This is a genomic window from Thermosynechococcus sp. QS41, from assembly GCF_031583515.1.
Taxonomy (GTDB): domain Bacteria; phylum Cyanobacteriota; class Cyanobacteriia; order Thermosynechococcales; family Thermosynechococcaceae; genus Thermosynechococcus.
This window is the reverse complement of sequence record NZ_CP134181.1, coordinates 2,189,899-2,213,689: the sequence shown is the minus strand read 5'-3', so window position 1 is coordinate 2,213,689 and position 23,791 is coordinate 2,189,899. Positions and strand designations below refer to the sequence as shown.

Sequence of the window (23,791 nt, the reverse complement as noted above, 5' to 3'; positions counted from 1 at the left end):
CGCTGCATCGGTTGCCACGGGCGCTTGGCTAGGATAGAGGCGATGCTTTTGCAGGCCTGCCATGATCACGGTGCTGGTGTTAAATGCTGGCTCTAGTAGCCTCAAAGCCTGTTTGTATCGGTTAGCACCTGAAATGGCGGCAATGGCTGCCACACCCCCCGCTCCCCTTTGGCAAGGCCTGCTCGATTGGGGACAAGACCCAACGGTGGCGCGGCTCAAGGTCACAACTGCCGACCAGCGCTACGAAGCCAGCCTAACCCATCCAGAGGGGGGAATTGCAGGCCTACGGGACTGGCTCAAAACGCTCCTAGACACCCTCACCAATGGCTCGACAACGCTCCTAGAAAGCCTTGCAGAGATTACGATCATTGGTCATCGCGTGGTTCATGGGGGTAGCCGTTACCAAGCAGCGGTGCGCGTGGATGCGCAGGTGAAAGCAGCAATTACCGAATTTAGTGAATATGCGCCGCTCCATAATCCAGCCAACTTACTGGGAATGGAATTAATGGCCGACATTTGTCCCCAAACACCCCAAGTTGCTGTGTTTGACACCGCTTTCCATGGGCAATTGCCGGCAGTGGCGCGCACCTACCCTATTCCCTATGAATTGACCACCGCGGGAATTCAACGCTATGGCTTCCACGGCATTAGCCATCAATACGTCAGTGAACGGGCGGCCACCCTATTGCAGCGTCCCTTAGCAGCGTTGCGCCTAATTACCTGTCACCTCGGCAATGGCTGTTCCCTGACGGCGGTCAAGGGCGGCGTTTCCGTTGAAACCACAATGGGCTTTACCCCCACGGCGGGAGTGATGATGGGGACGCGCTGTGGCGACATTGATCCGGGGATTTTGCTCTATCTGCTGCGGCGGGGCAAGACAGTTGAAGAACTCGATCGTCTGGTGAATCGCCAATCGGGTCTATTGGGCGTCTCTGGGGTCAGTAATGACTTGCGACAGGTTTTGGCGGCCATTGATCAGGGAAATACCCAAGCGCAGTTGGCCTATGACTGTTTTATCTACTCCCTGCAACGGGGCACTGCGAGCCTTCTGCCGGCTCTTGGTGGTCTCGATGCGTTGGTATTCACAGCAGGAATTGGTGAAAATGCCGCCGGTGTGCGCCGCGATGTCTGCCGAGGGCTAGGTTGGTTGGGAATTGAGTTAGATAGCGCAGCTAACGAAGAGGGTAAAGGCGATCGCGACATTGCGCTGCCAACTGCTCCCGTACGGGTTCTCGTGGTTCAGACCCAAGAGGATTGGGCGATCGCTCGCGCCTGCATACAGCTTCTGTAAGCTGAATTTGCTGAAGAAAACATAAGAAAACATCAAGATTTATGCTCTAGCCTTGACGCCCCAAGGTTGGCGTACGTAGAATGCGGGTAATTATTCACTCCTCAGTATTCAGTTTTCAGTATTCAATCTTTAAATCGTCCAAAGACAAAAAAAACGTCAGGAGTTGAACTGTGTTGAATCTGCGTCGTACCGCTCTTGTTGCCTTGGCCGCAATGGCAACCTGTACCCCTGTTTTACTTTCTCCCGCCGAAGCCAAGCAGGTGAAGGCTGTGCGGGGCGTTGTCACCAACATTGATGGGGATAATGTCACCCTGCGGCAACCTTGGGGTGAAGAGATTGTGGTGGTGTTTGATCGCAAGCACCGTCAGCGCCCCTTCCGCAAGGAAATTGTTGAAGGTCTGGATGTGGCAGTGATTTTGGATCCAAAGGCCAGTGTGCCCACCGCCAAAATCATCTGTGCCGCCATCGTGCCTGCCCCTGAGTATGTCGCGGTAACCCCCATTCGAGTGCCTCAAGTGGGTGGCTCAGCACCGGCTCCGCGTCCGGCTGCCATTCCCCCCGCAGCACCACCGCCGGCACCGCCAACACAAATTCTGTTCTAAACATCCTGAGAGAGATCGGAGTTGTTCTCATGTTGGGCTGGGTCAGAGGAAAAACCTTTGGTTTAGCACTGGGGGCGATCGCCACCCTGCCTATGGCTGCTGTGGGTGCTGAAGAATTGAAGGTGAGCCGTGCCTCTGAGTCAGAGCCGTACTTGCCGACCACCTTAGCGCTCTTGGCACTTCCCCCCCTTGGTGAGGCAACTCCGTTTCTACCCGCTTTGGAACGCAAAATTGTCTTGCGCTTGCGGGAGCGCCGCGTCTTTCTCTATGAAGGTGATCAAGTATTAGCTAGCTATCCCGTGGCCGTGGGCAAGCCGGGCTGGGAAACGCCCCAAGGTAATTTCAGAGTGCTGCACAAAGTCGTCAATCCCCAATGGCGTAATCCCTTTACGGGGGTTTTGGTTCCGCCGGGGGGTCGCAACCCTTTGGGCGATCGCCTGATTGTCTTTGCCCCCATGGGAAATAACAACTATGCTGGCTTCCACGGCACAACGAATGAATCTTTGATTGGCCAAGCCGTTTCCCATGGCTGTGTGCGGATGCGCAACGATGATATTCGCGCCCTCTTTGAAAAAATTGAGGTGGGCACACGAGTGATTGTTCGGCCTTAATTGATTTTAATCAAGAAAAACTAATATCATCATTTATCATTATTTGGCGATCGCTGGTGACTTTCCCCAAGAGCGATCGCTCAAGTTTTGCATAAAGCCACTTTGCAAACCATACCAATGCATTGGAAAGAGCCGATGCACATTGGTTATGATCGCCTTAGCAACACAGGTGTTTCCATAACCCTGTCAGGTTAGGGTGTGGCCTCGTTCTGAAATTCACTCTTCACACCATCTCGCTAATGCAAACTTGACCGTTCACTGGTGGGTGATATTGTGCTGGGAAATCTATTTGCAAAACCAAAGCAGGGCTTGGGGATTGAACTCACCCCAGAGCGGGTCAATATCGTACAGCTTCAGCGGCAAAAGCAGGGTCTGAAAATGACCGCTATGGCCTCAGTGCCCTTGAGTGAAGGCGCCATTGAAGAAGGCCGCATCATTGACACCACCGCCGTCGCCGATGCCATCCGTCAAGGGATTGAGGATAAGCGCATCAAACAAAAAGAGGTGATCAGTGCCATTCCCATGAATGAAGCCGTGATTCGCCTGATTCGCCTGCCTGCGGAATTACCCGACTACGAATTGCGGGAAGTGGTTCTCATGCAGGAAGCCCCACTGTACCTGCCCTTTCCCCGTGAAGAGGCCGATGTTGACTATCAAAAGCTGGGAACCTCCCTTGATGAAGATGGCATTGAGCGGGTAGAAATTTTGCTCGTGGGCACGCCCCGCGAAGTGACCGATGCCTATATCAATGCCTTTACCCAAGCCGGTTTACAACTCACCGCCCTTGAAGTGACCAATTTTGCCCTCATGCGTACCCTGCGGGATTCACTACAGCAGTTTGTGGGCGAAGCAGCAGCGATTATTGATATAGGCGACGAGGGCACAGAAATTAGCATCGTCAAAGATGGCATTCCCCAGTTCAACCGCAAAGTGCCCATTGGCAAAGAACGGATGCAAGAAGCCATTAGCCGCGCCATGAACTTGCCGCCTTCGATGGGCGTTGACCTGATTGAGAATCTGACCGTTCCCCTAGAGCCGATGGATGTGACCGGAGCACTCAACCCCAGTGGTGCCGCTATTTTGCGAGTGCTCTCCGATCTAGCAGACGAAATCCGCCGCTCCATTGACTTTTACCTCAACCAAGGGGAAAGTCTAGAGGTCTCGCAGTTGCTGCTTGCCGGTCCCGGTGCCAGTATTGGTCAAGTGGATGAGTTTTTTAGTCAGCGGCTCAACTATGCCACCACTTTGGTTGACCCCATTAGTTTGCTGGGACTGCAAACCCCGGAAGAGATTCCCCTCGAAAAACGCCCTGCCCTCGGCACGGTGATTGGTCTTGGTCTGCGTGGCGCTTAGGAGCATCCCCGATGTACTCAATTGAGATTAACCTCCTTAAAGAACGTCCCGAAGTGGGGGGCATGGCTGCTACCACAACCGCAGCGGCAGGAATGAGTAATGTGCCGATTATTATCGGTGGTGTCGCTGCCCTCTTCTTTGTGGGGCTAGCTCTCCTCGGCTCGGTGGGTGCCAACCTCTGGCTGCAACAACTGACGATTAAACAAAAAAGCATTCAGGATCGCCTCGCAGCCATTTCTCCAGACCTGCAACGCATGGATGAAATTAAAAAAGAGCAGGAACAGATTGCCGCAGAAACCAAAGCCCTAGCCACGGTGTTTAATCAGGTCAAACCTTGGTCGGCGGTGATGCGCAATATGGCAACTCAAACGCCAGGGGAAGTACAAATTCGACGGATTACCCAAGGCGGACAAACAGGCCAAGAGCTAACGATTGAAGGCACAGCCGTCTCCTTTGATGCAGTCAGTGACTTTCTTTTGCTCTTGCAAAATCGCTCTCCCTTCTTTGATGGCAAGGCCACTCAGTTGGTGAAGGCGGAACGGGCAAATCAACAGGGTGAGGAAGAGACAACCGCAAGGGTTTCCTTCAATATCAAGACGGCGATCGCCAGCGTGCCAGCCTCGGAACTTCTCAATGAACTGGCTGCCAATGGGGTTGAAGGACTGGTGGCGCGCATTCAATTTCTCAAAGAAAAAGGAGTGGTACAGGAATGACCCTAACTGGCGATTTTGGCGGCCCGCCGATTGAGGAACCCGCACCCAATTATCCGACGGTCTTTGGCATTACCCTGACACCCGTCGTCAGTGGTGTCCTTATTGCCTTGGTAGGTTTGGGAGCAGCGGTTTACTTGGGGAGTCTTCTCATTGCCCCCAAACTGGAGGAAGCGGCCAAGTTACAGGAGGAAATTGCCCAGCAGGAAAATGACCTCTCCCAGCGGGAAGTGATCCTGAAGCAACTCAATGATGTGGTAGCGGGGCTAGAGCGTGCCAAGCGGCAAAATCGTGACGTGCGATCGCTCTTTGCGACACAGGAAGCCCTAGACACCCTCCTCCTTGACATTAACCGCCTGATCTTGACCAGCGGCGCCCAACTGACCACATTTGAACCCGATAGTGCAGCTTCAGGAATTGTCCAAGATGGCTCCCTTGGCCCCGAATTAAATGCCAAACTAAAACAACAGGTAACCAACGTTACGATTCAAGGGCCATTTCCCAGCATTTTGCAGATCATGCAAAAAATTGACCAGCAGCAGAACTTCCTCGTGATTAACAACCTGACGATGGAACTCGTTGCTGATAAGCCCGGCGAAGTGATTACCACATTTAAGCTCATGGCCTATGTACCCCTAACCCCTGAGGAAATTGCCGCTTTGGCCCCCCCACCCCAAGGAGGTGAGCAGCAAGGACAACCGCAACAACAACAGCAGCAATAGCGCATGGCAAGCTAAAAAGCAGCGTAGAGTGTCTTGGGAGTGAGTTGCATTCTCTTTTCATACATTTGGTGGCATTCGTGAGGAGTCAAGCATCGTGAGTCAGCTTTTACATCGTCTCGGCTTAGGGGTGGCCACAACCGCCCTTGTTGCTGCCAGTCAAACCCCCACTTGGGCCACAGCAACGGAAATCACGGGAGTTCGTCTGGTAACAGCGCCCAACGGCATTCAACTCCTCTTCAACGTGCAGGGGAATCTACGGCCAGCAGTTTTCACCGTCAATCGCGGCAATGCCTCCATCGCAGATATTCCCAATAGCCAACTGCGCCTGCCCCAAGGGGGTGCCTTCCGCCAAGACAACCCCGCCCCCGGTATCTCCTCCGTCGAGGTGGTGCAACTGGACGCCAAAACCATCCGCGTCACCGTGAATGGCATTAGTGCTGCTCCCATTGGTGAAGTCATCCGCGAAGGACGCGATGGCCTGCAAATTAACTTCATTACGGCTCAAAGCCCCGCGGGCCCTCAGGTTGCCCCCAGTGGTCAACCCATGGCCATGCCCCCCGGCCCTAGTGCGGTGCCGCCTTTTCTACCGCGCCCAGTGCCACCGCCTGTTGGCGATATACTGATTAGCCCAGTCAATGCTGACCCCGACGTGATTCAACTGGGCACCAATGAACGGATTCCCCGCCTACTGCTGCGGGAGGCTCCAGTACGGGAGGTTCTTTCCCTACTGGCTCGTGCCGCCAATATGAACGTTGTCTTTCCGGAAGGCAATGGCGAAGCGGGCGGCGTCACCATCTCCCTCGATATCGAGAATGAATCCGTTCAAGACGTATTCAACTATGTGCTGCGGGTTACCAATCTCAAAGCCAATCGCCAAGGCCGCACTATCTTTGTGGGTCAAGCCTTACCCCCCGATGCCCAGAACCGCATCGTGCGCACCATCCGCCTTAATCAGATGCGGGTCTTTGGGGCGGGTTCAACGACACGGGAAATTAGCTCCCTTGCCGCAACCGGCGGCACCATCGGGGGCGGAACTAGGGGTGCCCAAGCTGCAACAACCGCCCAAACCGCTCTCAACCGTACAACCAGTACCCGTGAGGGTGACCTGCAACTAGGGGCAGTGCAGCTTTTGGAAATGTATGGTGCAAACTTGCCAGATACTGGTCCATCTCAGGCGCCAACCGGCTGTGAGCAGCTGCAAGTACCAGAAGCAGCGAGGGGCGTTGATGATCAAATTTGTCGAAGCTCACTCCTGCGGGGACTAGAGGTGGTGGGTGACCCCCGCACCAACACTATTACATTGATTGGCACCCCCCGCAAGGTAGAAATTGCTACGCAATTGATTCAGCAATTTGACATCCGTAAGCGGCAGGTGATGGTTAATGTCAAGTTTATTGATGTGAACCTGTTGCGGGGTCGTACCGCCAACGCTGACCTAGTCACCAACTTTGGTTCCTCCCTCTTTGGGGCAATTTTTGATGCTACAGGGCTAACCCTGCAACGGGGGACACTCCCCGGTGGCGTACCCGGTGGTCAGGTGATTCAACCCCCCGTCGCCTTCCCGCCGCAGCGATTCTTACTGGGGCCAGAGCGGACTGTGACGGTGGATGGTGCTGGTAATATCGTCAACGATCAAACCGCACCACCGCAACAGTTTGTTTTACCTGGAGTCGGGGTACCGGGGTTTGCTGTGCCGGGGTTAGGTGTAGGACAAGCCCTCAGTAACTTCTTTGGCCAGCTTCAGTTGGCTATCCAAACCGGTAACGCCACAATTTTGACGAATCCAACCCTTGTCATTCAGGAGGGGAGTGCTGCGCAAGTCAATTTGACCCAAGAAATTTTCTCTGGCATTGAATCCACTGCTGATCAACAAGCCACTGGCGGCGGCGGGGCGATCGCGACTCAACAGATTCGCCCAATCCTGCGACCTGTGGGTGTTATTTTTAATGTCACCGTCGATCAAATTGACGATAATGGCTTCATTACGCTGCAACTCTCGCCTGAAGTGAGTGTTCCCAGTGGCACCTATGCAGTCGTCTTTCCGGGGGTTACTAACCCCTCGACGGGGACACTGATCTCACAGCGGCGGATGGAGTCGGGGCGGATTCGCTTGCGGGATGGCCAAACCTTGATGCTGGCGGGCATCATCCAAGATCAAGATCGCTCGTTGGTGACTAAGATTCCAATCCTAGGAGACATTCCCCTGTTGGGGCGGTTGTTCCGGCGGGAAGCTAACCAGCGTCAACGCAATGAACTGGTGGTGATGGTGACGCCGAAGATTGTTGATGATACCCAGAATGCGGGGTTCGGCTATCAGTACTCGCCAACACCGGGGAGTATGCCGCCTAACCTGCAAAACCAGATTCTCCAACCTCCACGGCAACCCTAACACGTCTGCGTAGGGATTGCCCCCTCTGAGTCTGTTCAGAGGGGATTCATTTTTTAGTGGGTCACCATTTTTTGCCAACCTAACCCTGCAAGGGCTTGATTGCGCCGCAGCGGACGGGTAACGAGTTCTAGAATGTCACGGGCATTGCCAAAGCCGTGAATTTGGGCAAAGGTGAATTCCACAGACCACTTGGTGCTGATGCCACGGGCTTCGAGGGGATTGGCATGAGCCATACCCGTAATCACAAGGTCGGGCTGGAGCGCCTTAATCCGCTGAAGTTGATTGTAGTTATCGGGTTTTTCAACAATGGTGGGGAGGGGATGCCCCATCTCGCCACAAGTCTTCGTCAAGAGTTCTAGCTCAGCTGCTTGGTAACGTTTATCCATGTAGGGGATGCCAATTTCTAGTACCCGCATACCACAGCGAATCAAAAACCGCGCTAGGGAGATCTCTAGGAGATTATCCCCCATGAAAAAGACCGATTTGCCTCGCACCAATTCAAGGTAGTCGCTCAGTTTTTCCCAAGTTTCGGCTTCGCGCTCCGCTAGGCCTTGGGGCTGAATCCCAAAAGTGGTACAAATCTGTTCGATCCACGCGCGGCTACCATCAGGGCCAATGGGAAAGGGGGCCGTAATGAGTTGACATTTGCGGCGGCGAATCAAGGTAGTGGCGGTACGACTGAGGAAGGGATTCACACCAGCAACGTAGTAGCCCTCATCAATCACTGGCAATTCGGTATAGCGTTTGGCAGGCAGCCATCCTGACACCTTGATGCCCTGTTTTTTTAATTCCAAGGTGAGTTGGGTCACCACGGGATCGGGCAGGGAGCCAAAGAGAATAAGGGGTGGGTGGTCGTGGTACTGGTGGGATTCAGCTTGGAGATCCTCTTTTTTCTTGCCAAAGTTGAGAAGGCGCTGGATGGGGTTGCGTTCCTCTGGATCGCTCACCGCTGTGGGCGTGGGACAACGGGCGGCCATGGCTGCTAGCACCGTATCTTCCCCTTGGGTAAAGGCATAGTCCAGACCATTGGCACGAGCCACAACAATGGGAATGCCAATTTCGGCTTCGAGCTTGGGCGCCAGTCCCTCCAAGTCCATTTTGATAATTTCCGTGGTGCAGGTGCCAATCCAGACAATGACACTGGGGTTGCGATCGCGCTTGATTTGGAGGCAGAGGCGCTTTAGCTCTTCATAATCATTGAGTTGCGCCGAAATATCTCCCTCTTCTAGCTCCGCCATGGCATAGCGGGGTTCCGCAAAAATCATCACCCCCATCGCATTCTGCAAAAAGTAGCCACAGGTCTTGGTGCCAATGACCAAAAAGAAACTGTCTTCAATTTTTTGGTACAGCCAAGCCACACAGCTGATGGGACAAAAGGTGTGGTAATTGCCCGTTTCACACTCAAAGTTGAGGGCATTGGGAGCAGTCGCAGTCATAGGGAGAGCCTCCAAATTTAGAAACGATTGGAACTAGGTTTGATGACTTTGAGCAGCCTCCTCACCGTGTTCTTCAGCCCGATTACTGACAAAGGGCTTAGGGGGTAGTAAGCGAGGTTCGGGGAGCAGTTGAGCAGGGTTATCGCCGTTGGTCAGTTCTTCGTCGGGGTTGAAGTTCAAGCCCAAGGCAGAAATAATGCGATCGGGATCGTTGCTGAGTTCGACAATGACGGGTAGAGCATCCAGTAAGCGCGGTTCCAAAGCCGTCAGCACCCCCAAAATAAAACTTGAGGAGGGGCGCCGTTGACCGCGATAGGTACTCCAAATCGCCAAGCGGACAATCCAATGGCGGTTTTCTTGGTAGTAGGCCAGCCACTTACTGCGTGCGCTTTGCCGTAATTGCTCAGGGTTCATACTCACTCCAGCGAAGGGGATCCGTGGAGTATTCTAGGGGAGTTTTAGACCGCTGCGAGTGACCGTTCTGACCCTTGGGGATTCAAGTAGAAGTCGGAGAGCAGGGCAAAAAGGTCGCGATCGGGGGCATCCTTGGGCACCACCCCCTCAGGCCGCGCCAAAATTTGATCGGCAATGTTCAAGTAGTAGTCACAGACATAGTTGAGACTGGGATCGCTTTCGGCCATCTCAAAGAGGGTTTTGCCCTTGACCCGTGACACGCGAATATCCTCAATCAACGGCAGCACCTCAAGGATGGGCATGGGCACGGCTTCCACATATTTTTCAATGAGATCCCGCTTACTGGTGCGATTACCAATGAGACCCGCGAGGCGCAGGGGGTGCGTGCGCGCTTTTTCACGGACGGAGGCGGCAATGCGATTCGCCGCAAAGAGGGCATCAAAACCATTATCGGTGACAATCAGGCAATAATCGGCATAGTTAAGGGGGGCTGCAAAGCCACCACAGACCACATCCCCCAGAACGTCAAAGAGGATGACATCGTATTCATCGAAGGCATTGAGTTCCTTGAGGAGCTTGACCGTTTCACCGACGACATAGCCGCCACAGCCTGCCCCAGCCGGGGGGCCACCCGCTTCGACGCAATCCACACCGCCATAGCCTTTGTAGATCACATCCTCTGGCCAGACATCCTCGTAGTGGTAGTCCTTGGCTTGGAGCGTGTCAATGATGGTGGGAATCAGAAAGCCTGTCAGGGTAAATGTGCTGTCGTGTTTGGGGTCACAGCCAATTTGCAGGACTTTCTTGCCCCGCCGCGCCAGCGCCACTGAGATGTTGCAACTGGTGGTGGATTTGCCAATTCCGCCTTTACCGTACACTGCGAGTTTCACGTTGACCTTGCCTCCTAAGTAATGGAGCGACACGATGACCTAACTGCTATTCTCGGCCAGCGATCGCTAGAAGCGGCAGTGGTTAGAAAAATAATCTTTTTGTAATAAAATTTCAGCTGATTTGAGGATGAGCAAACGCTTTTTCAAGTTTTGGAAGTCTCTCAGGAAACTGGCGGTTCTTTGAGAAGTTATCTTTAAATTTTTTGCTGTTAGTTTTTTAGTTAAATTAAACAAAAATACAAAAACTCCCCCCGCCAAGTCATTCCCTGACCGATTGCACCCAAGGCTAAAATTGACCTGCCCAGCGATCGCGCCAAAAAACATTTGAAAAAAGAAACGTTTCTCCTAGGGGGCGATCGCCCGCATCGTTGTAAAGAATTATTAAAAATCTCGAAAGTAAATGATTTGTTACAATTTAGGCGGTTGTATCCCTTTGAGCGCTACTTTCTCTCGTTTTCCCTAGGAAGTGGTTAGAATTTGAGGGAAGGCGATTGTGCTACAGCGTTTTTCTCTGCCATCTCTCTGAACGAGCAAAATTAGCTCCTTGGAAAGGTGCGGCATCGTTAAGCTGTAGGGTAGCCTTCAGTCCGCTGTTGATACCGCCCGTAAGAATGGCCAATGAACAAAGATCAATTTGCCATGAGTGACAACCCCTACGAAAAGCTGCAAGTGCCGGAAGACGCTTCTTTCGAGCAAATCAAGGAAGCACGGGATGCGCTATTAGCGGCTCATCCGGGGGATGAACGGCAGCGTACCGAAATTGAAGCAGCCTACGATGCCATTTTGATGGATCGGCTGCGGCAACGCCAAGAGGGCAAAATCAAAGTGCCTGAGCGCATTCGCTATGCTGAGCAACTCAATGAACCGGCGCCAGCTAAGCCCAATCGCATTGCGAATCATCCCGCCCTTCAGTGGTGGCAGCAACAGTTGGACACCCCCAACCTGCGGGGCATTGCCATTACCTCAACGGTCTATGCCGTTCTGATGGCGATCGGGCTGTCTCAGGCCAATCCCGATACCTTGGCATTGGTGCTGTCACTGGGGGTTGGCTTTAACCTCGTGTGGCTGCAACGCAAGGAACAACGCCTTGGCCGTGCCTTTTTGATCACCCTCCTTGCCTTGATATTGGGCGCAGTGATCGCCGTGGGCATTTACCAGCTTGGTCTGCCGGGGGTCTTCCTCAATGTGGATCAACTGGTGGGCATTGGCGTTTTCGTCACCTTTTGGCTCACCAGCAATTTCCTGCGCTAACTGCGAATTTGAATCGGCATCACCAAGTATTTCATCTGGGCTTCCCCAAGGGGGAGGAGGATCGCAGGCTGGGTTTCGCCGTTGAGTTGCAGTTGCACCTCTGAACTATTCATCACCTTCAGTCCTTCGAGAAGATATTTGACATTGAAGGCCACCTCCATCGACTCCCCAGAAATCTGAGCCGGTACATTCTCTTCGCCACTGCCCAATTGCGGCGCCTCAGCCGAGAGTTTGAGTTCTTGAGCCTCGGCATCAATGTTGATTTTGACGACGTTATTCTTTTGAGCCGCAAGAATTGCCACCCGTTCTAGGGCATCTGCTAGGGTCGATCGCTCCACCGTGACTTGGCGCGCAAAGGTTTTGGGAATGAGTTGGCGGTAATTGGGATACTGCCCCTCCAACAGACGGCTGGTAATGCGAGCATCGTTGCCAATATCAAACACCACTTGAGTCGGGTCACAGCGCAGCGCTACATCCCCGTCTTGTTTTGCCATCAGCCGCTCTAGATCCTTGAGGGATTTTGCCGGAATTGTAATCGGCGAGAGGGCTTCCGGCACAGGCTGTTCAGTCAGCGTAACGGCGAGGCGGTGACCATCGGTTGCTGCAAACTCAAGGCGATCGACCTCAAAGGTCACATGCAACCCGGTGAGAATTTGCTTGGTTTCATCAGTGCTCGCCGCAAACAAACTCCCCTGAAGTCCCCGCCGCAATGCCTCTGCGGTCAAGGTTGCAGGTGTCACATCCTCTAACGTGGGCAGAGCAGGAAATTCCTCGGCACTCATCCCCTGAATCTCAAAGAAACCGCTGCCATAGTCGAGGATCACCCGCGTATCTTCCGCCGTAATCTCAATATCGCGATTGGGCATCCGCGCCACCATCTCACTAAAGAGCTTAGCAGAAACAGTAATTGCCCCCGGCACCTTGACCTCTGCATCCAGCCAGATTTGCATCCCCAAACTGAGATCAAAGACGGAGAGTCCGAGGCGGCCACCTTCAGCTTGCAGGAGAATATTCGCCAAAATCGGGTGCGACGGATTGCTCGGGGCAACGCGACTCAGGGGGGCGAGCTTACTACTGAGAACTGATTGTGAACAAACAACTTTCATGGTGTACTCCACGGCAGAGGCAGATGGGATGAGAGGCAACGGAGAGAAGAAAAAACGCGGCTCGTTATTGGCCGATCTACTAGCATACTATGCAATCTATGACTGGTATCGCTTGGGCAAAAACCGCCGTACTTTGCTCAGGAAAAACTCTAGCTCCGGTAGATTTAGGGGCGAGATAGCCGCTGCAAAAACAATCAGGCTGACACTGCCGGCGATCGCCAACTGCAACAGTTGCACCCCCAAGCCTTCCCGCCCCCAGAGCAATTCCAGTCCTTTGAGGGCACCCCAACCTGCCCCACCACTGAGCACACTGGCTAGGGCAATTCCCACCAACGGCACAATTAGCTCCCCCCAAGGTAGCCCCCCCAAACGACGGTGCAAAATCCAAGTCAGGGCAATAAACGATACGGTATTCACCCCAACCGTGGCCATTGCCAACCCAACAGCACCAAAGGCTTGGGTAAAGAAAAAGCAAAACAGGGCATTAAATCCCAATCCCCAGAGGGTGATGTAGAGGGGTGTGCGGCCATCCTCTAGGGCATAAAAGACCCGCACAATGACATCGCGGGCAAGGTAGAAAAACATACCAATGGCATAAACCAATAGTAGCGCCGCCACCAGTTGGGAGGCCTGAAAATCAAAGGCACGCCGCTCATAGACCACCCGCACTGCCGGCAATGCCAAAGCTGCCATCATGCCACCGAGGGGCATCATACTCAAGGCAGTGAGTACCAAACTCTGGCGAATGCGTTCCTTGAGATCCGGCCAATGTTCTGGTTGTGCCAACTTTGAAAAAATGGGCATATAGGGCACAAGGATCACATTGGAGAGAATCCCTAAGGGCGTTAGAAAGAGGAGTTGGGAGTAACTCAAGGCCGACGCAGCCCCCACAGGCAACTGGGAGGCAAAGAAGAGACTGATATAGACGCTGATCAAGAGCATTCCCGAGGATAGGGTAGCAGGCCCCATGAGTTGAATTAACTCCCGCACCTCAGGACGATTGAGATCAAAACGTAATCGCAATGTACCCATGCCGGCTTGCCATTGGGCAGGAATTTGTACAAGCCATTGCAGTACCCCTCCCGCTAGGGTTCCCCAAGCGAGCACTGCTGGGCCAAATTGATCGGCAAAGAACCAAATGCCAATAATCACTGCCAAACTAGACAGCAAGGGACTCATCGAGGGCAACCAGTACTGATCGGCAGCATTGAGGGTACCAAAGCCAATGCCAATCAAACCCGAGAGCACGGCCAAGGGTGCCATAATCCGAAACTGCTCTGCGGCTAAAGCTTGAATCTCTGGACTGGCACCGGGGGCAATGAGTTGAATTAAGGGGTCAGCCAGCACCATCAAAATGGCGGTCAGCACCAGTAATAGGGCACCCACAACGGTGGTAATGGTTTCCACGAGGGGCGCGGCTTTTTCGGGCGGTTGCTTGAGAACCACACTGATGATCGAACTGTGGAACGGGCCATTGATCCCCCCCAAGAGCACAAAGAGAAACCCCGGAATCACATAGGCATAACTGTAGGCATCCACTGCGGCGCCAACACCAAATTCGGCGGCGATCGCCTGCTGGCGAACCAGTCCCGCGACTTTACTCAACAGCGTTGCAACGGCAACAATGGTGGCAACATGGGCAAGCGAACGCGATTTCTTTTCCACAGTGGTGGCAATCCTAATAAAACTGGCGGATTTGGGGATAACTCTGGCGATGATCGTACCAGTGATCTAGATCTCTTTTATTTCCGCTGGCAGCAGAATCGTAAAGCAGGTGCCTTGACCGACTTCGCTAGTCACCTGAATCTGACCGCGGTGGGCTTTGACAATGGATTGGGCGATCGCCAGCCCTAAACCCGTCCCTTCGGACTTTGTGCCCTGAAGGCGATAAAAGCGATCAAACAGGCGGGGCAGTTCACTGGCGGGAATCCCCGGTCCATTATCGGCAATCACCAGGCGGTAGAATTTGCCCTGCTGATCCAACCTCACTTGAATCTGACCACCGGCAGGGGTATATTGCACGGCATTACTGAGGATATTCGTTAACAAGCGACTCAGGTGATCGGGGTTGCCCCACAGACGATAGGCCTCTGTCTCTGAGGTCTGGGGATCCGCAAGCTCCAACGCCAGTTGGAGGTGTTTTTGCTCAATCAAGGGCGTTTGCTCCTCAATCACCCCCAAAAGCAGGGCATCAAGGTGACAGGGCTGGGCCTGCAGGGGAATCATGCCGCTATCTTGACGAGTTAGAAAGAGCAAATCATCCACTAAGCGACTGAGGCGGCGACTAAGGCGTTCAATGACTAGGAGTTGTTGGCGTTGGGTTTCTGGATCCGCAGTGGCTAAGGCAACCTGGACATTGGTTTGAATGAGGGCCACGGGGTTGCGCAATTCATGGGAAGCATCAGCGGTAAATTGCTTCAAATAAGCATAGGACTGCTGCAGGGGGGCGATCGCCAGCCGTGACAAAAACCAGCCACTAATACTCACCAGTGTCAGCGTGATGGTCATACCAACCAAGAGATCCCAGAGTAGGGCTTGACTCGGTTGGGTCACCTCGAACCAAGGATGGCTGACCCGCAAATAGCCCAGTAGGCGATCGCCCACCACTAAGGCCACCGTCATCTGCCGTAGCCAGCGATCCTCCCCCACCTGCACCGTTTCTGCTGTCCGATTCAGATGCAAGGGCAGATCAAGGGGTTCTGAAAACGTGCTCCAAGCCAACTGCTGATCCGGAGTAAACCCCTCTAGGTCAATGTGATCCTCCTCCAGTGCCGCAAGGGGACTACTGCCTAAACTGGTTTGCCAATCAATGGCTTCCGCCGTGCCCGTGTCAATAATCAGGGAACGACTCACCACCTCAACAACGTGGCTGAGGGTGTCATCAATGCGCTCGATCAGCGTTCCCCGCACATAGAAAAAGAACCCCGTGGCAAAGATGAGGAGCAGGAGTGCCGTTACCCCCACATACCACAGGGCAAGGCGGTATTGAATGGCACGAACCATCGTCATCGGGGCAATACTAAGGGAGACCAATCACCACTGGAAACAAACGCCGCCCAATAGTAGGGGGATTCATCCTTGAGTCGCTGAAGCTGGACTTGCCGCAGGGCTTCTGTGCGCCCCATGCCTCGGCGCAGATTTTGGTAAAAGGCCACCATCATATCGCGGGTTACTTGATCATCCACTTTCCATAGGGTACTCACCTGCGATCGCGCCCCGGCTATGGTAAAGGCGCGGCGCAGACCATAGACCCCTTCACCGTTGACCACCTCCCCCCGTCCCGTATCACAGGCCGATAACACCACTAATTCTGTGCCGCTGAGGTTCATGCCGGTCACTTCCAAAGCAGTAAGGACACCATCATCCACATCTGAACCACTCTGGCGTTGGTTAAATCCCGCTAAGGCCAACCCAGATCGCAAGAGGGGGTTTTCCAGAATATCCCTGTTTCCTGATGGGGCTAGAAAGAAGCCATGGGTAGCCAAGTGGAGAATTTTTGGGGACTTCGCCGCCTTAACCGCTGCTTCGGTGGCCGCCCCTTGAACCAATAGCCGTGCTTGGGGTAGGAGTGCCCTGAGGGCTTGGGCTTCTTGGGCTGTCCCCGGCAAAGGAGCAAAGGCCAACCCCCGCAAGTCAAGGGAGCGCAGCGGCGGGGAAGCGACGGCATTGCCAAAGGAATGATCAAAACTGGGGTCAGCCACAATCAAAGGCACAGCGGTAGACTCTGATTCGGATTGCAAACGCAACAGTTCTCGTCCTGAGGTGAGCAAGGTAATGAGATAGGATTCCACCAAGTAGCGCCCTTGGGCATCCACAAGCGCCTGAAAGGGAATGGTGTTGAGCTCACCATCGGGGGCAATGAGCAAATGGCTGGCCGCCCCAATCCATGGCAGAATGGGTGTGATTAACTGCGCTGCCAAAGTCTGAGCTGCCCGTTGAACTTCGGATTTGGGCAAACGGGGGTCAGCCAACCGCAAACGGATCTGGCGTATTTGGGCATCAATTTCGGCTGCAGAACCAATGTCTTTGCCTTTGGGTGAGCCGCTAGCCGGCAACACATAGACCCCATAGCGCGGCTCACTAAACTGCCGCTTGCTAAAGTCATAGGGGCGATAGCGCACAAACTCAATTAGCACCCCATTGGCAGGAATGGCCCGTTGCACAGCAGCAATTGTCACTGGTTCAGTGAGTTCGCGAAAGGCAGGACTGCGCAGACTCAACTCCGACTCTAGGGCATCGGCCTGCGCCTGCAGTTGCTGCAGTTGGGAAGCAGCAACGGGTTCTGCTGCCGCAAAGGCCATCCTTGCAAGGGTGGTTCGCAGGGTTATCAATTGCTGCAGCTTTGATTGGTCTGCAGCAGACAGTTCCTGTTGGAGCCGCGCCTGATTTTGGCTGAGAAAATCCAGTAGTCGCCCTTTGCGGCGCAAAAGTGTTGTCAGAGCCAAGGCAGTGGCCTCAGGATCTTGGGGCAGGCTCTGCAGGTGCAGCGTGAGAATGGCATTCGTCGTGTCTTCAAAGGTAGCCAGATACCTACGCTTGTAATCCTCGGCGCCAACGACCAGATTTTGAGTGAGGTTCTTTTCTTCGATTTCTTGAACATTGTTCAGTAGGGCAAGGGCCTGCCTCAAATCTCCCTGTTGCCAATAGACCGCAGCAAGGTTTCCTAGCGCAGCAGCGGTATGGGGATGGCTTTCCCCAAGGCGGGATTGGGCGATCGCCAGCGCCCGTTGATAGAGGGAAAGCGCTGCCCCATGGTTGCCCTGATCGAAGTAGAGGGTTGCCAAATTATTCAAGCTGTTAGCGATGTCAGGATGGCCTGCACTCAAGGTTTGTTCACGAATTTGCAGGGCACGTTGGTACAGCGGCAAGGCAGCAGCGTATTTTTTTTGGGCGCGATAGAGGTCGGCTAGGTTATTGAGAACAGTTGCCACATAGGCATTCTTTTTGCCTAAGGTGCGCTCAAAAATTGTTAAGGCTTGCTGATAGTGCCGATGGGCTTGGGCATAGTTTTTTTGCTGGGTGTAGACGACACCCATATTATTCAGCATCACCGCCACTTCGGGATGATTTGACCCTAGGTTTTTGGTGGCGATCGCCAATGCCCGCTGAAACACTGGCAACGCAGTATCATAGTTCCCTTGGGCACGGTAAAGATTGGCCAAGTTATTGAGTGTTGCAGACACCTCTGGTTGATCTGACCCGCCAGCACGCTCGTAGATAGTCAATGCCCGCTGATAGAGGGGGAGGGCTGCTGCATAATTTCCCTGCTCAACATGGAGCTTTGCCAATTCGTTGAGACTGGCTGCCAAAAGGGGATGGTTGCTGCCCAGTGTATTTTCCACTAAGGTCACAAAGCGCTCTGCTAGGGGAATAGCAGCCTGCATATTACCTTGTTCCCGCAGTTGATCAATTTGATTGGCGAGTTCCTGAAATTGCTGGGGGGATGGCTGGGCTAGAGTTGGCGAACACAGACCAAGAATCAGACTACTTCCAAGGGCGATCGCGCCCCGGACAAGGCCTCTTCTGGTGTTCATTTTTTTCCTCGGTGGTTCCTCAACAGCACCCGTCACAATCAAGAATACTGATGGGAAACGCTCACCCCCAGTTCCCGCCAAATGGCATCTAAGAGAGGCTCTAACCCCTGACGCGCCACCGCAGAGATGGCAAAAACCCGTTGACCGGTATAGGCAGTAAGGGTGTCTTGAACTGCAGCAATTTGGGAAGGTTCTAGGGCATCAATTTTGTTGAGGGCAATAATTTGCGGGCGATCGCCCAAGCCGTGACCATAAGCCACTAGCTCATCGCGAATGGTTTGGTAAGCAGCCACCACATCCTCAGCCGTGGCATCAATCAAGTGCAGCAGCAGACGGGTACGCTCAATATGGCGGAGAAACTCATGCCCCAACCCCAACCCCGCATGGGCACCGGCAATGAGACCGGGAATATCAGCAAACACGGTTCCATCACCATTGGGTTGGCGCACCACACCTAAATTGGGCACCAAGGTTGTAAAGGGATAATCGGCAATTTTCGGTCGCGCTGCCGACAACACCGAAATTAGGGTGGATTTACCGGCATTGGGCAGGCCAATAATGCCCACTTCCGCCAGTAGTTTGAGTTCTAGCCGGAGATGCCGTTCTTCCCCCTCTAGCCCCGGTAGGGCATAGTCTGGTGCCCGTTGATGATTACTCAGGAAGTGCTTATTCCCTAAACCCCCTTTGCCCCCCTTAGCCACCAGCAGCGTTTGACCGGGGGTGGTGAGGTCTCCCAGCAATTCCTCGGTTTCGGCATCCCAAACCATGGTGCCACAGGGCACTTCAATCACTAAATCTGCACCACAGGCACCCGTACGGTTATTCGGCCCGCCCCGTTGGCCATTGTCCGCTTTGAAGACATGGGCATAGCGAAAGTCCAGCAGCGTTTGTAAGTGGGGTACCGCTTTGAGAATGACTGACCCACCATTGCCACCATTCCCCCCTGAGGGGCCTCCCGCAGGCACGTATTTTTCACGGCGAAAGGCAATAATGCCGTCGCCCCCCTTTCCAGCTTTGACATGAATTTCGGCAAGGTCAATAAATTGCATTTTGGCCGCAATCGGTTGCGTATAGGTTGGGTATCTGAGTATTGTATCCTGCCACCTTGTTGACAGTTCTTTTTACAGGGATGACACCGGCTCCAAAGGGTGAAACTCCGTATCGAAGACGCTTCATGTACGTCATAGGAGAAAAGGGCTATATGGTAGGCTTAAGGGAATTTTAGTGTGCCGAGGCAATAGTGTTTATTCGATGGCAACACCGACGACGACCCGCTCCGCCTGAAGAAGGGGGTTTATTTTGGCGACTGGTGTTGTGGCTAGGGGTTGCCTTAATCTCCGGCAGCTTGGGGGCACTCTGGGGGCTATTGAGTCAGAGTACACCGCTTATGCAGCGATCGCTCAGCAGTCGGGAGTGGCAGGTGTTTCAACGGGGCGATCGCTGGACAGGGGCAAGGCTCCATCAACCCTTGAATTTACTGCTCATTGGCTCCAAGGTTTTAACCTCCGACTTAGATGAACCGCCTGACCCCAACCTTACCTACCATGCCCTAGTGAATTCCGTTGAAGGGCTATCGGACTCACTGCTACTCGTGCGTTTTGACCCAGTGCAGCAACGGTTAGTGGTGTTGTCAATTCCCCGCGATACGCTGACCTTTATCCCCGGCCGAGGGGACGCCAAAATTAACGAAGCCAATGCCCTCGGTGGACCCGCACTGGCGGCGGAAACCGTGAGTGATTTGCTGGGGGATGTGCCCATCGATCGCTATTTGCGCATTAACGTTCAAGGCATTGAGAAACTCATTGATGCCCTTGGGGGGGTGACAGTGGATGTACCCACAGCCATGCGCTATCGGGATGACAGTCAGCGCCTCTACATTGATTTGCAGCCCGGACGACAACACCTAAATGGCAACCAAGCCCTACAATTTCTGCGCTTTCGCTACGATGCCCTTGGCGATATTGGCCGCGTGCAGCGACAACAGATGTTTTTGCGGACACTAATGGAGCAAACGGCTCGCCCCGAAACCCTTGCCCGTACCCCCCAGCTTCTCAGTATTATTCGCGAAAACTTGGATACCAATTTAACGGTTGAGGAACTGATGAGCTTGGGGCAATTCCTCACTAGCTTGCCGCGATCGCGGGTGGAGTTTCTGATGCTGCCGGGGAACTTTAATGGCAGCACCGATGAAGTGGAAGTGAGCTATTGGTTGCCCGATTACCAACGGATTGCTTGGCTGACGGATCACTATTTCCGCGATACTCCCACGGCTGATCCGCGCGAGACGGGTTTGACCCCCCCTGCCCAGGTGCGCATTGCGATTCAAAATACCACCCTGCCAGAATCATTGGTCATGCGTCTGAGTCAGCAACTGCAAACCGCCGGTTACCCTGATCCTTTGGTGGCAGAGCCATTGCCCCAACCGCTCCCGATGACACGGATCATTGCTCAACAGGGGGATTTGGCGGCAGCGCGGCGGGTGCAGCTATTGCTGGGATTTGGTGAAGTGCGGGTGGAGAGTACAGGTGTGTTAGCATCGGATGTAACGATTCAACTGGGCGACGATGCCCGCGATCGCCTGCAATTGAGACCCACAAAATCTCTGTGAGTGAACCCTACGTGATTGGTGTTGATCTTGGTGGCACTGCCATCAAAATGGGGCGCTTTAGTCCCAAGGGAGATTGCCTCAATGCCCTGACGTTGCCGACCCCTCAGCCCCCCTTTCCAGAACGGGTGATTAAAGCCATTGTGCAGGGGATTAAAGAACTGGATGGGGAGGATCGGGCGCTGGCGATCGGGATGGGGATACCGGGGCCTGTGGATGCCACTGGTCGTATTGCCCGCCGTGCGATTAACCTTGACTGGTATGAAGTGCCCATTAGCGACAGCCTCGAACAGTTGACGGGCAAGCCCACCGTGATTGGTAACGATGCCAACTGTGCCGGCCTCGGAGAAGCATGGCTAGGGGCAGGGAGTCAGTTTGAGGATCTAATTTTGCTGACCTTGGGGACGGGGGTCGGCGGTGCGATCATCCTCAATGGCGATCTCTTTGTCGGTCGGGATGGCGCCGCCGGCGAGTTGGGGCTGATTACCCTCGACTACACAGGGCCTCCCTGCAACAGTGGCAATCGCGGTTCCCTTGAGCAACATGTTTCTGCCCAAGCCCTGCGGCGGCGCTGGGGCTGTGAACCCCATGAGATGGCAGAGCGGGCCAACAATGGTAACCCTGAGGCGATCGCCCTCTGGCAAAGCTATGGCCGTGAATTAGCCGCTGGCATTGCGAGCCTTGTGTATGTCCTCACCCCCGAAGCAGTGATTATTGGTGGGGGGATTAGTGCCGCCAGTGACCTCTTTTTTCCCTCGATGATTGCTGAATTGGAAGAGCGGGTGCTGCCCACCTCCCGCAATAACCTCCACTGTTTGCGAGCCACCCTTGGCAATCACGCGGGCATCGTCGGTGCAGCCAAACTAGCGTGGAAATACGTCAAAGACCATCTCTAAGTCGCCTTCGCTAGGATCAAGTTATTCGGCTTGAACCAACTGTTATGACTTCTACGACACCCGTGGACAGCTCGCCGCTGCTGCTCAATGTCCGCAATGCAACGGTGCAGGTGACCCCAGAGCAGTTTGATCAGCTCTGCCGCGATAATCCTGATCTGCGCCTAGAATTGACCAAGGCTGGAGAATTGATTGTCATGCCGCCAACGGGGGGGCAAACGGGTGCCCAAAATTTTGAGCTGATTGTGGAAGTGGGGCTTTGGAACCGGCAAACGCAACTGGGGCGTGCCTTTGATTCCTCAACGGGCTATGACTTTACAGCTTTGGGGGGCGGCAAACTCTCCCCAGATGTCTCTTGGATTGCTAGCCCCCGCCTAGAGGGCGTTGATCTGACGGGCTTTATCCCCATCGTGCCGGATTTCGTTGCTGAGTTGCGATCGCCCTCGGATGCGATTGACCGCTTACGCGCCAAAATGCAGGAGTATCGGCGACTGGGGGTGCGCTTGGGGCTGCTGATCAATTCCCAAGACCGTCAAGTGGAACTCTATCGTCCCCAAGCGGAAGTGGTGGTTTTGGACTCCCCTGAGGTGGTTGATTGCAGTGAGGTGATGCCGGGGTTTCTCCTACCGATGGCGCAGTTGTGGATTTAGAGCCGCTCGACAAATTTTGCCAGTCGCGTCAGGCCTTTTTCAATGGTGGCCAAATCTGTGGCGTAGGAGAGGCGAATGTGATCATCCATGCCAAAGGCTTTACCGGGAATCGTGGCCACTCTTTCTTCCTCCAGCAGACGATCGCAAAACTCTACGGAACTTAAACCCGTTTCGCTAATATCCACAAAGAGATAAAAGGCGCCTTGGGGTTTGAGACAGCGCAGGCGAGGAATCTCAGAAATGCGTTCATAGATACAGGCACGGCGATCGCGGAAGGCGGCCACCATTTCGGCCACACAGGCTTGACTTCCCTCTAGAGCCGCAAGGGCACCGTATTGGGCAAAGGTACAGACATTTGAGGTGCTGTGGCTCTGAATTTTCGTGGCGACTTTAATGACATCGGTTGCCCCTGCCAGATAGCCCACACGCCAACCTGTCATCGCATAGGTCTTGGCAAAGCCACTACAGACAATGGTTCGCTCAAAGGCCGCCTCACTGACAGCACCGATGCTCAGGTGTTCAGCCCCATCGTAGAGAATCTTCTCGTAAATCTCATCGGAGATCACCCACAGTTGATGCCGCACAATGACTGCCGCTAGTTCGCGAATTTCCTCGGGGGTATAGACCATGCCCGTGGGGTTGCTGGGGGAGTTGAGGACAAAGAGCCGTGTTTTGGGGGTAATGGCATCCTCTAGCTGGGCAGGGGTAATCCGATAGCCGGTTTCCGCAGTGGTTGTCACAATCACCGGCGTGCCACTGGCCAAGTGCACCATTTCTGGATAGCTCACCCAGTAGGGGGCAGGAATAATCACCTCATCGCCGGGATTGATTAGGGCTAGCATCAGGTTAAAGAGGGCTTGCTTGCCGCCATTGGTCACTAGGATATTTTCGGCGCGATAGGGCAGGTGGTTGTCGTTGTTGAGCTTGGTGGCGATCGCCTGCCGCAAGGCCGGTTCCCCTGCCGCCGGACCATAGCGGGTTTTGCCTTGATCGAGCGCTGCTTTTGCCGCCTCACGAATGTGGGCAGGGGTGTCAAAGTCGGGTTCGCCCGCACTAAAGCTACAGATATCCTCTCCCGCTGCGCGCATTGCCTTGGCTTTGGCATCAATCGCCAGCGTTACCGACGGCGTGACCCGCATCACCCGCGTTGCCCAGTCCATCCTTTGTCTCCTGCACTACTTTCCGTATTGTGGCACTTTGGCAGGGGAGCGGCGAATCAAATATCGACCGTTCACGTTGAGGTTGCCAATGGAGGATACCCCCAGGGGAATTCGAATCCCCGTCGCCTCCGTGAAAGGGAGGTGTCCTAGGCCTCTAGACGATGGGGGCAAGAC

At 54.1% G+C, this 23,791-nt stretch carries 20 protein-coding genes and 1 tRNA gene; 11 read left to right on the top strand and 10 right to left on the bottom strand.

Annotated elements, in window-relative coordinates:
* Positions 1–61 precede the first annotated feature (61 nt).
* The 7 genes from RHJ80_RS10875 (at position 62) to RHJ80_RS10845 (ending at position 7,678) form a co-directional block, all read left to right on the top strand.
* On the top strand, positions 62–1,291 hold the full coding sequence (locus RHJ80_RS10875) for an acetate kinase (protein ID WP_310744549.1): 1,230 nt from the start codon (positions 62–64) through the stop codon (positions 1,289–1,291).
* A gap of 170 nt (positions 1,292–1,461) precedes the next feature.
* Positions 1,462–1,893, top strand: coding sequence for a hypothetical protein (locus tag RHJ80_RS10870; RefSeq protein ID WP_310800978.1), 432 nt, complete (start codon positions 1,462–1,464; stop codon positions 1,891–1,893).
* 29 nt (positions 1,894–1,922) lie between these two features.
* Positions 1,923–2,504, top strand: a complete 582-nt coding sequence (locus RHJ80_RS10865; RefSeq protein ID WP_310800977.1) for a L,D-transpeptidase — start codon at positions 1,923–1,925, stop codon at positions 2,502–2,504.
* Between the two features lie 273 nt (positions 2,505–2,777).
* The gene (gene pilM / locus RHJ80_RS10860) at positions 2,778–3,857 is read left to right on the top strand and encodes a type IV pilus biogenesis protein PilM (RefSeq protein WP_225901572.1); all 1,080 of its coding nucleotides are present in this window, start codon (positions 2,778–2,780) and stop codon (positions 3,855–3,857) included.
* An 11-nt stretch (positions 3,858–3,868) separates the two neighbouring features.
* Positions 3,869–4,570 (top strand): PilN domain-containing protein, encoded by a 702-nt coding sequence (locus RHJ80_RS10855; protein ID WP_310800976.1) that lies wholly within the window; start codon positions 3,869–3,871, stop codon positions 4,568–4,570.
* The gene (locus RHJ80_RS10850; RefSeq protein ID WP_310800975.1) at positions 4,567–5,289 is read left to right on the top strand and encodes a pilus assembly protein PilO; all 723 of its coding nucleotides are present in this window, start codon (positions 4,567–4,569) and stop codon (positions 5,287–5,289) included. Before RHJ80_RS10855 ends, RHJ80_RS10850 begins: the two co-directional genes overlap by 4 nt.
* Positions 5,290–5,383: 94 nt before the next feature.
* Positions 5,384–7,678: an AMIN domain-containing protein gene (locus tag RHJ80_RS10845; protein WP_310800974.1), complete on the top strand. Its 2,295-nt coding sequence runs from the start codon at positions 5,384–5,386 to the stop codon at positions 7,676–7,678.
* Between the two features lie 53 nt (positions 7,679–7,731).
* On the opposite strand, the gene RHJ80_RS10840 is transcribed toward RHJ80_RS10845, so the two are convergent.
* Genes RHJ80_RS10840 through bchL form a run of 3 tightly spaced genes read right to left on the bottom strand, consistent with a single transcriptional unit; the run spans position 7,732 to position 10,418 of the window.
* A complete protein-coding gene (locus tag RHJ80_RS10840) occupies positions 7,732–9,114 on the bottom strand; it encodes a ferredoxin:protochlorophyllide reductase (ATP-dependent) subunit N (RefSeq protein WP_310800973.1) in 1,383 nt (460 codons plus the stop codon).
* A 33-nt stretch (positions 9,115–9,147) separates the two neighbouring features.
* Complete coding sequence (locus tag RHJ80_RS10835; RefSeq protein ID WP_206200172.1) at positions 9,148–9,528, bottom strand: DUF5331 domain-containing protein; 381 nt, start codon at positions 9,526–9,528, stop codon at positions 9,148–9,150.
* A gap of 44 nt (positions 9,529–9,572) precedes the next feature.
* Positions 9,573–10,418 carry a ferredoxin:protochlorophyllide reductase (ATP-dependent) iron-sulfur ATP-binding protein gene (gene bchL, locus RHJ80_RS10830; RefSeq protein WP_149819367.1) on the bottom strand — a complete coding sequence of 282 codons (846 nt, stop codon included), beginning with the start codon at positions 10,416–10,418 and terminating at the stop codon, positions 9,573–9,575.
* A 618-nt stretch (positions 10,419–11,036) separates the two neighbouring features.
* Here bchL and RHJ80_RS10825 point away from each other — a divergent pair.
* Positions 11,037–11,669 carry a CPP1-like family protein gene (locus RHJ80_RS10825; protein WP_149819363.1) on the top strand — a complete coding sequence of 211 codons (633 nt, stop codon included), beginning with the start codon at positions 11,037–11,039 and terminating at the stop codon, positions 11,667–11,669.
* Here RHJ80_RS10825 and dnaN read toward each other — a convergent pair.
* The 5 genes from dnaN to obgE form a co-directional block, all read right to left on the bottom strand.
* Positions 11,666–12,775 (bottom strand): DNA polymerase III subunit beta, encoded by a 1,110-nt coding sequence (gene dnaN / locus RHJ80_RS10820; RefSeq protein WP_310800972.1) that lies wholly within the window; start codon positions 12,773–12,775, stop codon positions 11,666–11,668. The genes RHJ80_RS10825 and dnaN overlap by 4 nt on opposite strands.
* Positions 12,776–12,871: 96 nt before the next feature.
* Positions 12,872–14,440: a murein biosynthesis integral membrane protein MurJ gene (gene murJ / locus RHJ80_RS10815; RefSeq protein WP_206200170.1), complete on the bottom strand. Its 1,569-nt coding sequence runs from the start codon at positions 14,438–14,440 to the stop codon at positions 12,872–12,874.
* Positions 14,441–14,506: 66 nt separating this feature from the next.
* Positions 14,507–15,778 (bottom strand): HAMP domain-containing sensor histidine kinase, encoded by a 1,272-nt coding sequence (locus RHJ80_RS10810; protein ID WP_315863379.1) that lies wholly within the window; start codon positions 15,776–15,778, stop codon positions 14,507–14,509.
* A 2-nt stretch (positions 15,779–15,780) separates the two neighbouring features.
* A complete protein-coding gene (locus RHJ80_RS10805; protein WP_310800971.1) occupies positions 15,781–18,309 on the bottom strand; it encodes a CHAT domain-containing protein in 2,529 nt (842 codons plus the stop codon).
* Positions 18,310–18,347: 38 nt separating this feature from the next.
* Positions 18,348–19,358 (bottom strand): GTPase ObgE, encoded by a 1,011-nt coding sequence (gene obgE, locus RHJ80_RS10800; protein ID WP_310800970.1) that lies wholly within the window; start codon positions 19,356–19,358, stop codon positions 18,348–18,350.
* 191 nt (positions 19,359–19,549) lie between these two features.
* On the opposite strand from obgE, the gene RHJ80_RS10795 reads away from it, so the two are divergent.
* From RHJ80_RS10795 to RHJ80_RS10785, 3 genes are read left to right on the top strand one after another with little or no spacing between them, the layout of a single operon-like run.
* Positions 19,550–20,917, top strand: a complete 1,368-nt coding sequence (locus tag RHJ80_RS10795; protein WP_310800969.1) for an LCP family protein — start codon at positions 19,550–19,552, stop codon at positions 20,915–20,917.
* A complete protein-coding gene (locus tag RHJ80_RS10790) occupies positions 20,914–21,810 on the top strand; it encodes an ROK family protein (protein ID WP_310800968.1) in 897 nt (298 codons plus the stop codon). Before RHJ80_RS10795 ends, RHJ80_RS10790 begins: the two co-directional genes overlap by 4 nt.
* 44 nt (positions 21,811–21,854) lie before the next feature.
* Complete coding sequence (locus tag RHJ80_RS10785) at positions 21,855–22,457, top strand: Uma2 family endonuclease (protein WP_310800967.1); 603 nt, start codon at positions 21,855–21,857, stop codon at positions 22,455–22,457.
* Here the strand turns inward: RHJ80_RS10785 and RHJ80_RS10780 are convergent.
* Together RHJ80_RS10780 and RHJ80_RS10775 are read right to left on the bottom strand one after the other, a co-directional pair.
* On the bottom strand, positions 22,454–23,617 hold the full coding sequence (locus RHJ80_RS10780) for a pyridoxal phosphate-dependent aminotransferase (RefSeq protein WP_310800966.1): 1,164 nt from the start codon (positions 23,615–23,617) through the stop codon (positions 22,454–22,456). The two genes, RHJ80_RS10785 and RHJ80_RS10780, sit on opposite strands and share 4 nt — an antisense overlap.
* A gap of 96 nt (positions 23,618–23,713) precedes the next feature.
* Positions 23,714–23,786 (bottom strand) — tRNA-Glu (locus tag RHJ80_RS10775).
* Positions 23,787–23,791: the final 5 nt, after the last annotated feature.

What these genes read in the sequence shown, in the direction of transcription:
- RHJ80_RS10875 (WP_310744549.1), top strand. Translation starts at nt 62, where the DNA reads ATGATCACGGTGCTGGTGTTAAATGCTGGCTCTAGTAGCCTCAAAGCC.
- RHJ80_RS10865 (WP_310800977.1), top strand. Translation starts at nt 1,923, where the DNA reads ATGTTGGGCTGGGTCAGAGGAAAAACCTTTGGTTTAGCACTGGGGGCG.
- RHJ80_RS10855 (WP_310800976.1), top strand. Translation starts at nt 3,869, where the DNA reads ATGTACTCAATTGAGATTAACCTCCTTAAAGAACGTCCCGAAGTGGGG.
- RHJ80_RS10850 (WP_310800975.1), top strand. Translation starts at nt 4,567, where the DNA reads ATGACCCTAACTGGCGATTTTGGCGGCCCGCCGATTGAGGAACCCGCA.
- RHJ80_RS10840 (WP_310800973.1), bottom strand. Translation starts at nt 9,114, where the DNA reads ATGACTGCGACTGCTCCCAATGCCCTCAACTTTGAGTGTGAAACGGGC.
- RHJ80_RS10835 (WP_206200172.1), bottom strand. Translation starts at nt 9,528, where the DNA reads ATGAACCCTGAGCAATTACGGCAAAGCGCACGCAGTAAGTGGCTGGCC.
- RHJ80_RS10825 (WP_149819363.1), top strand. Translation starts at nt 11,037, where the DNA reads ATGAACAAAGATCAATTTGCCATGAGTGACAACCCCTACGAAAAGCTG.
- dnaN (WP_310800972.1), bottom strand. Translation starts at nt 12,775, where the DNA reads ATGAAAGTTGTTTGTTCACAATCAGTTCTCAGTAGTAAGCTCGCCCCC.
- RHJ80_RS10810 (WP_315863379.1), bottom strand. Translation starts at nt 15,778, where the DNA reads ATGGTTCGTGCCATTCAATACCGCCTTGCCCTGTGGTATGTGGGGGTA.
- RHJ80_RS10805 (WP_310800971.1), bottom strand. Translation starts at nt 18,309, where the DNA reads ATGAACACCAGAAGAGGCCTTGTCCGGGGCGCGATCGCCCTTGGAAGT.
- obgE (WP_310800970.1), bottom strand. Translation starts at nt 19,358, where the DNA reads ATGCAATTTATTGACCTTGCCGAAATTCATGTCAAAGCTGGAAAGGGG.
- RHJ80_RS10785 (WP_310800967.1), top strand. Translation starts at nt 21,855, where the DNA reads ATGACTTCTACGACACCCGTGGACAGCTCGCCGCTGCTGCTCAATGTC.
- RHJ80_RS10780 (WP_310800966.1), bottom strand. Translation starts at nt 23,617, where the DNA reads ATGGACTGGGCAACGCGGGTGATGCGGGTCACGCCGTCGGTAACGCTG.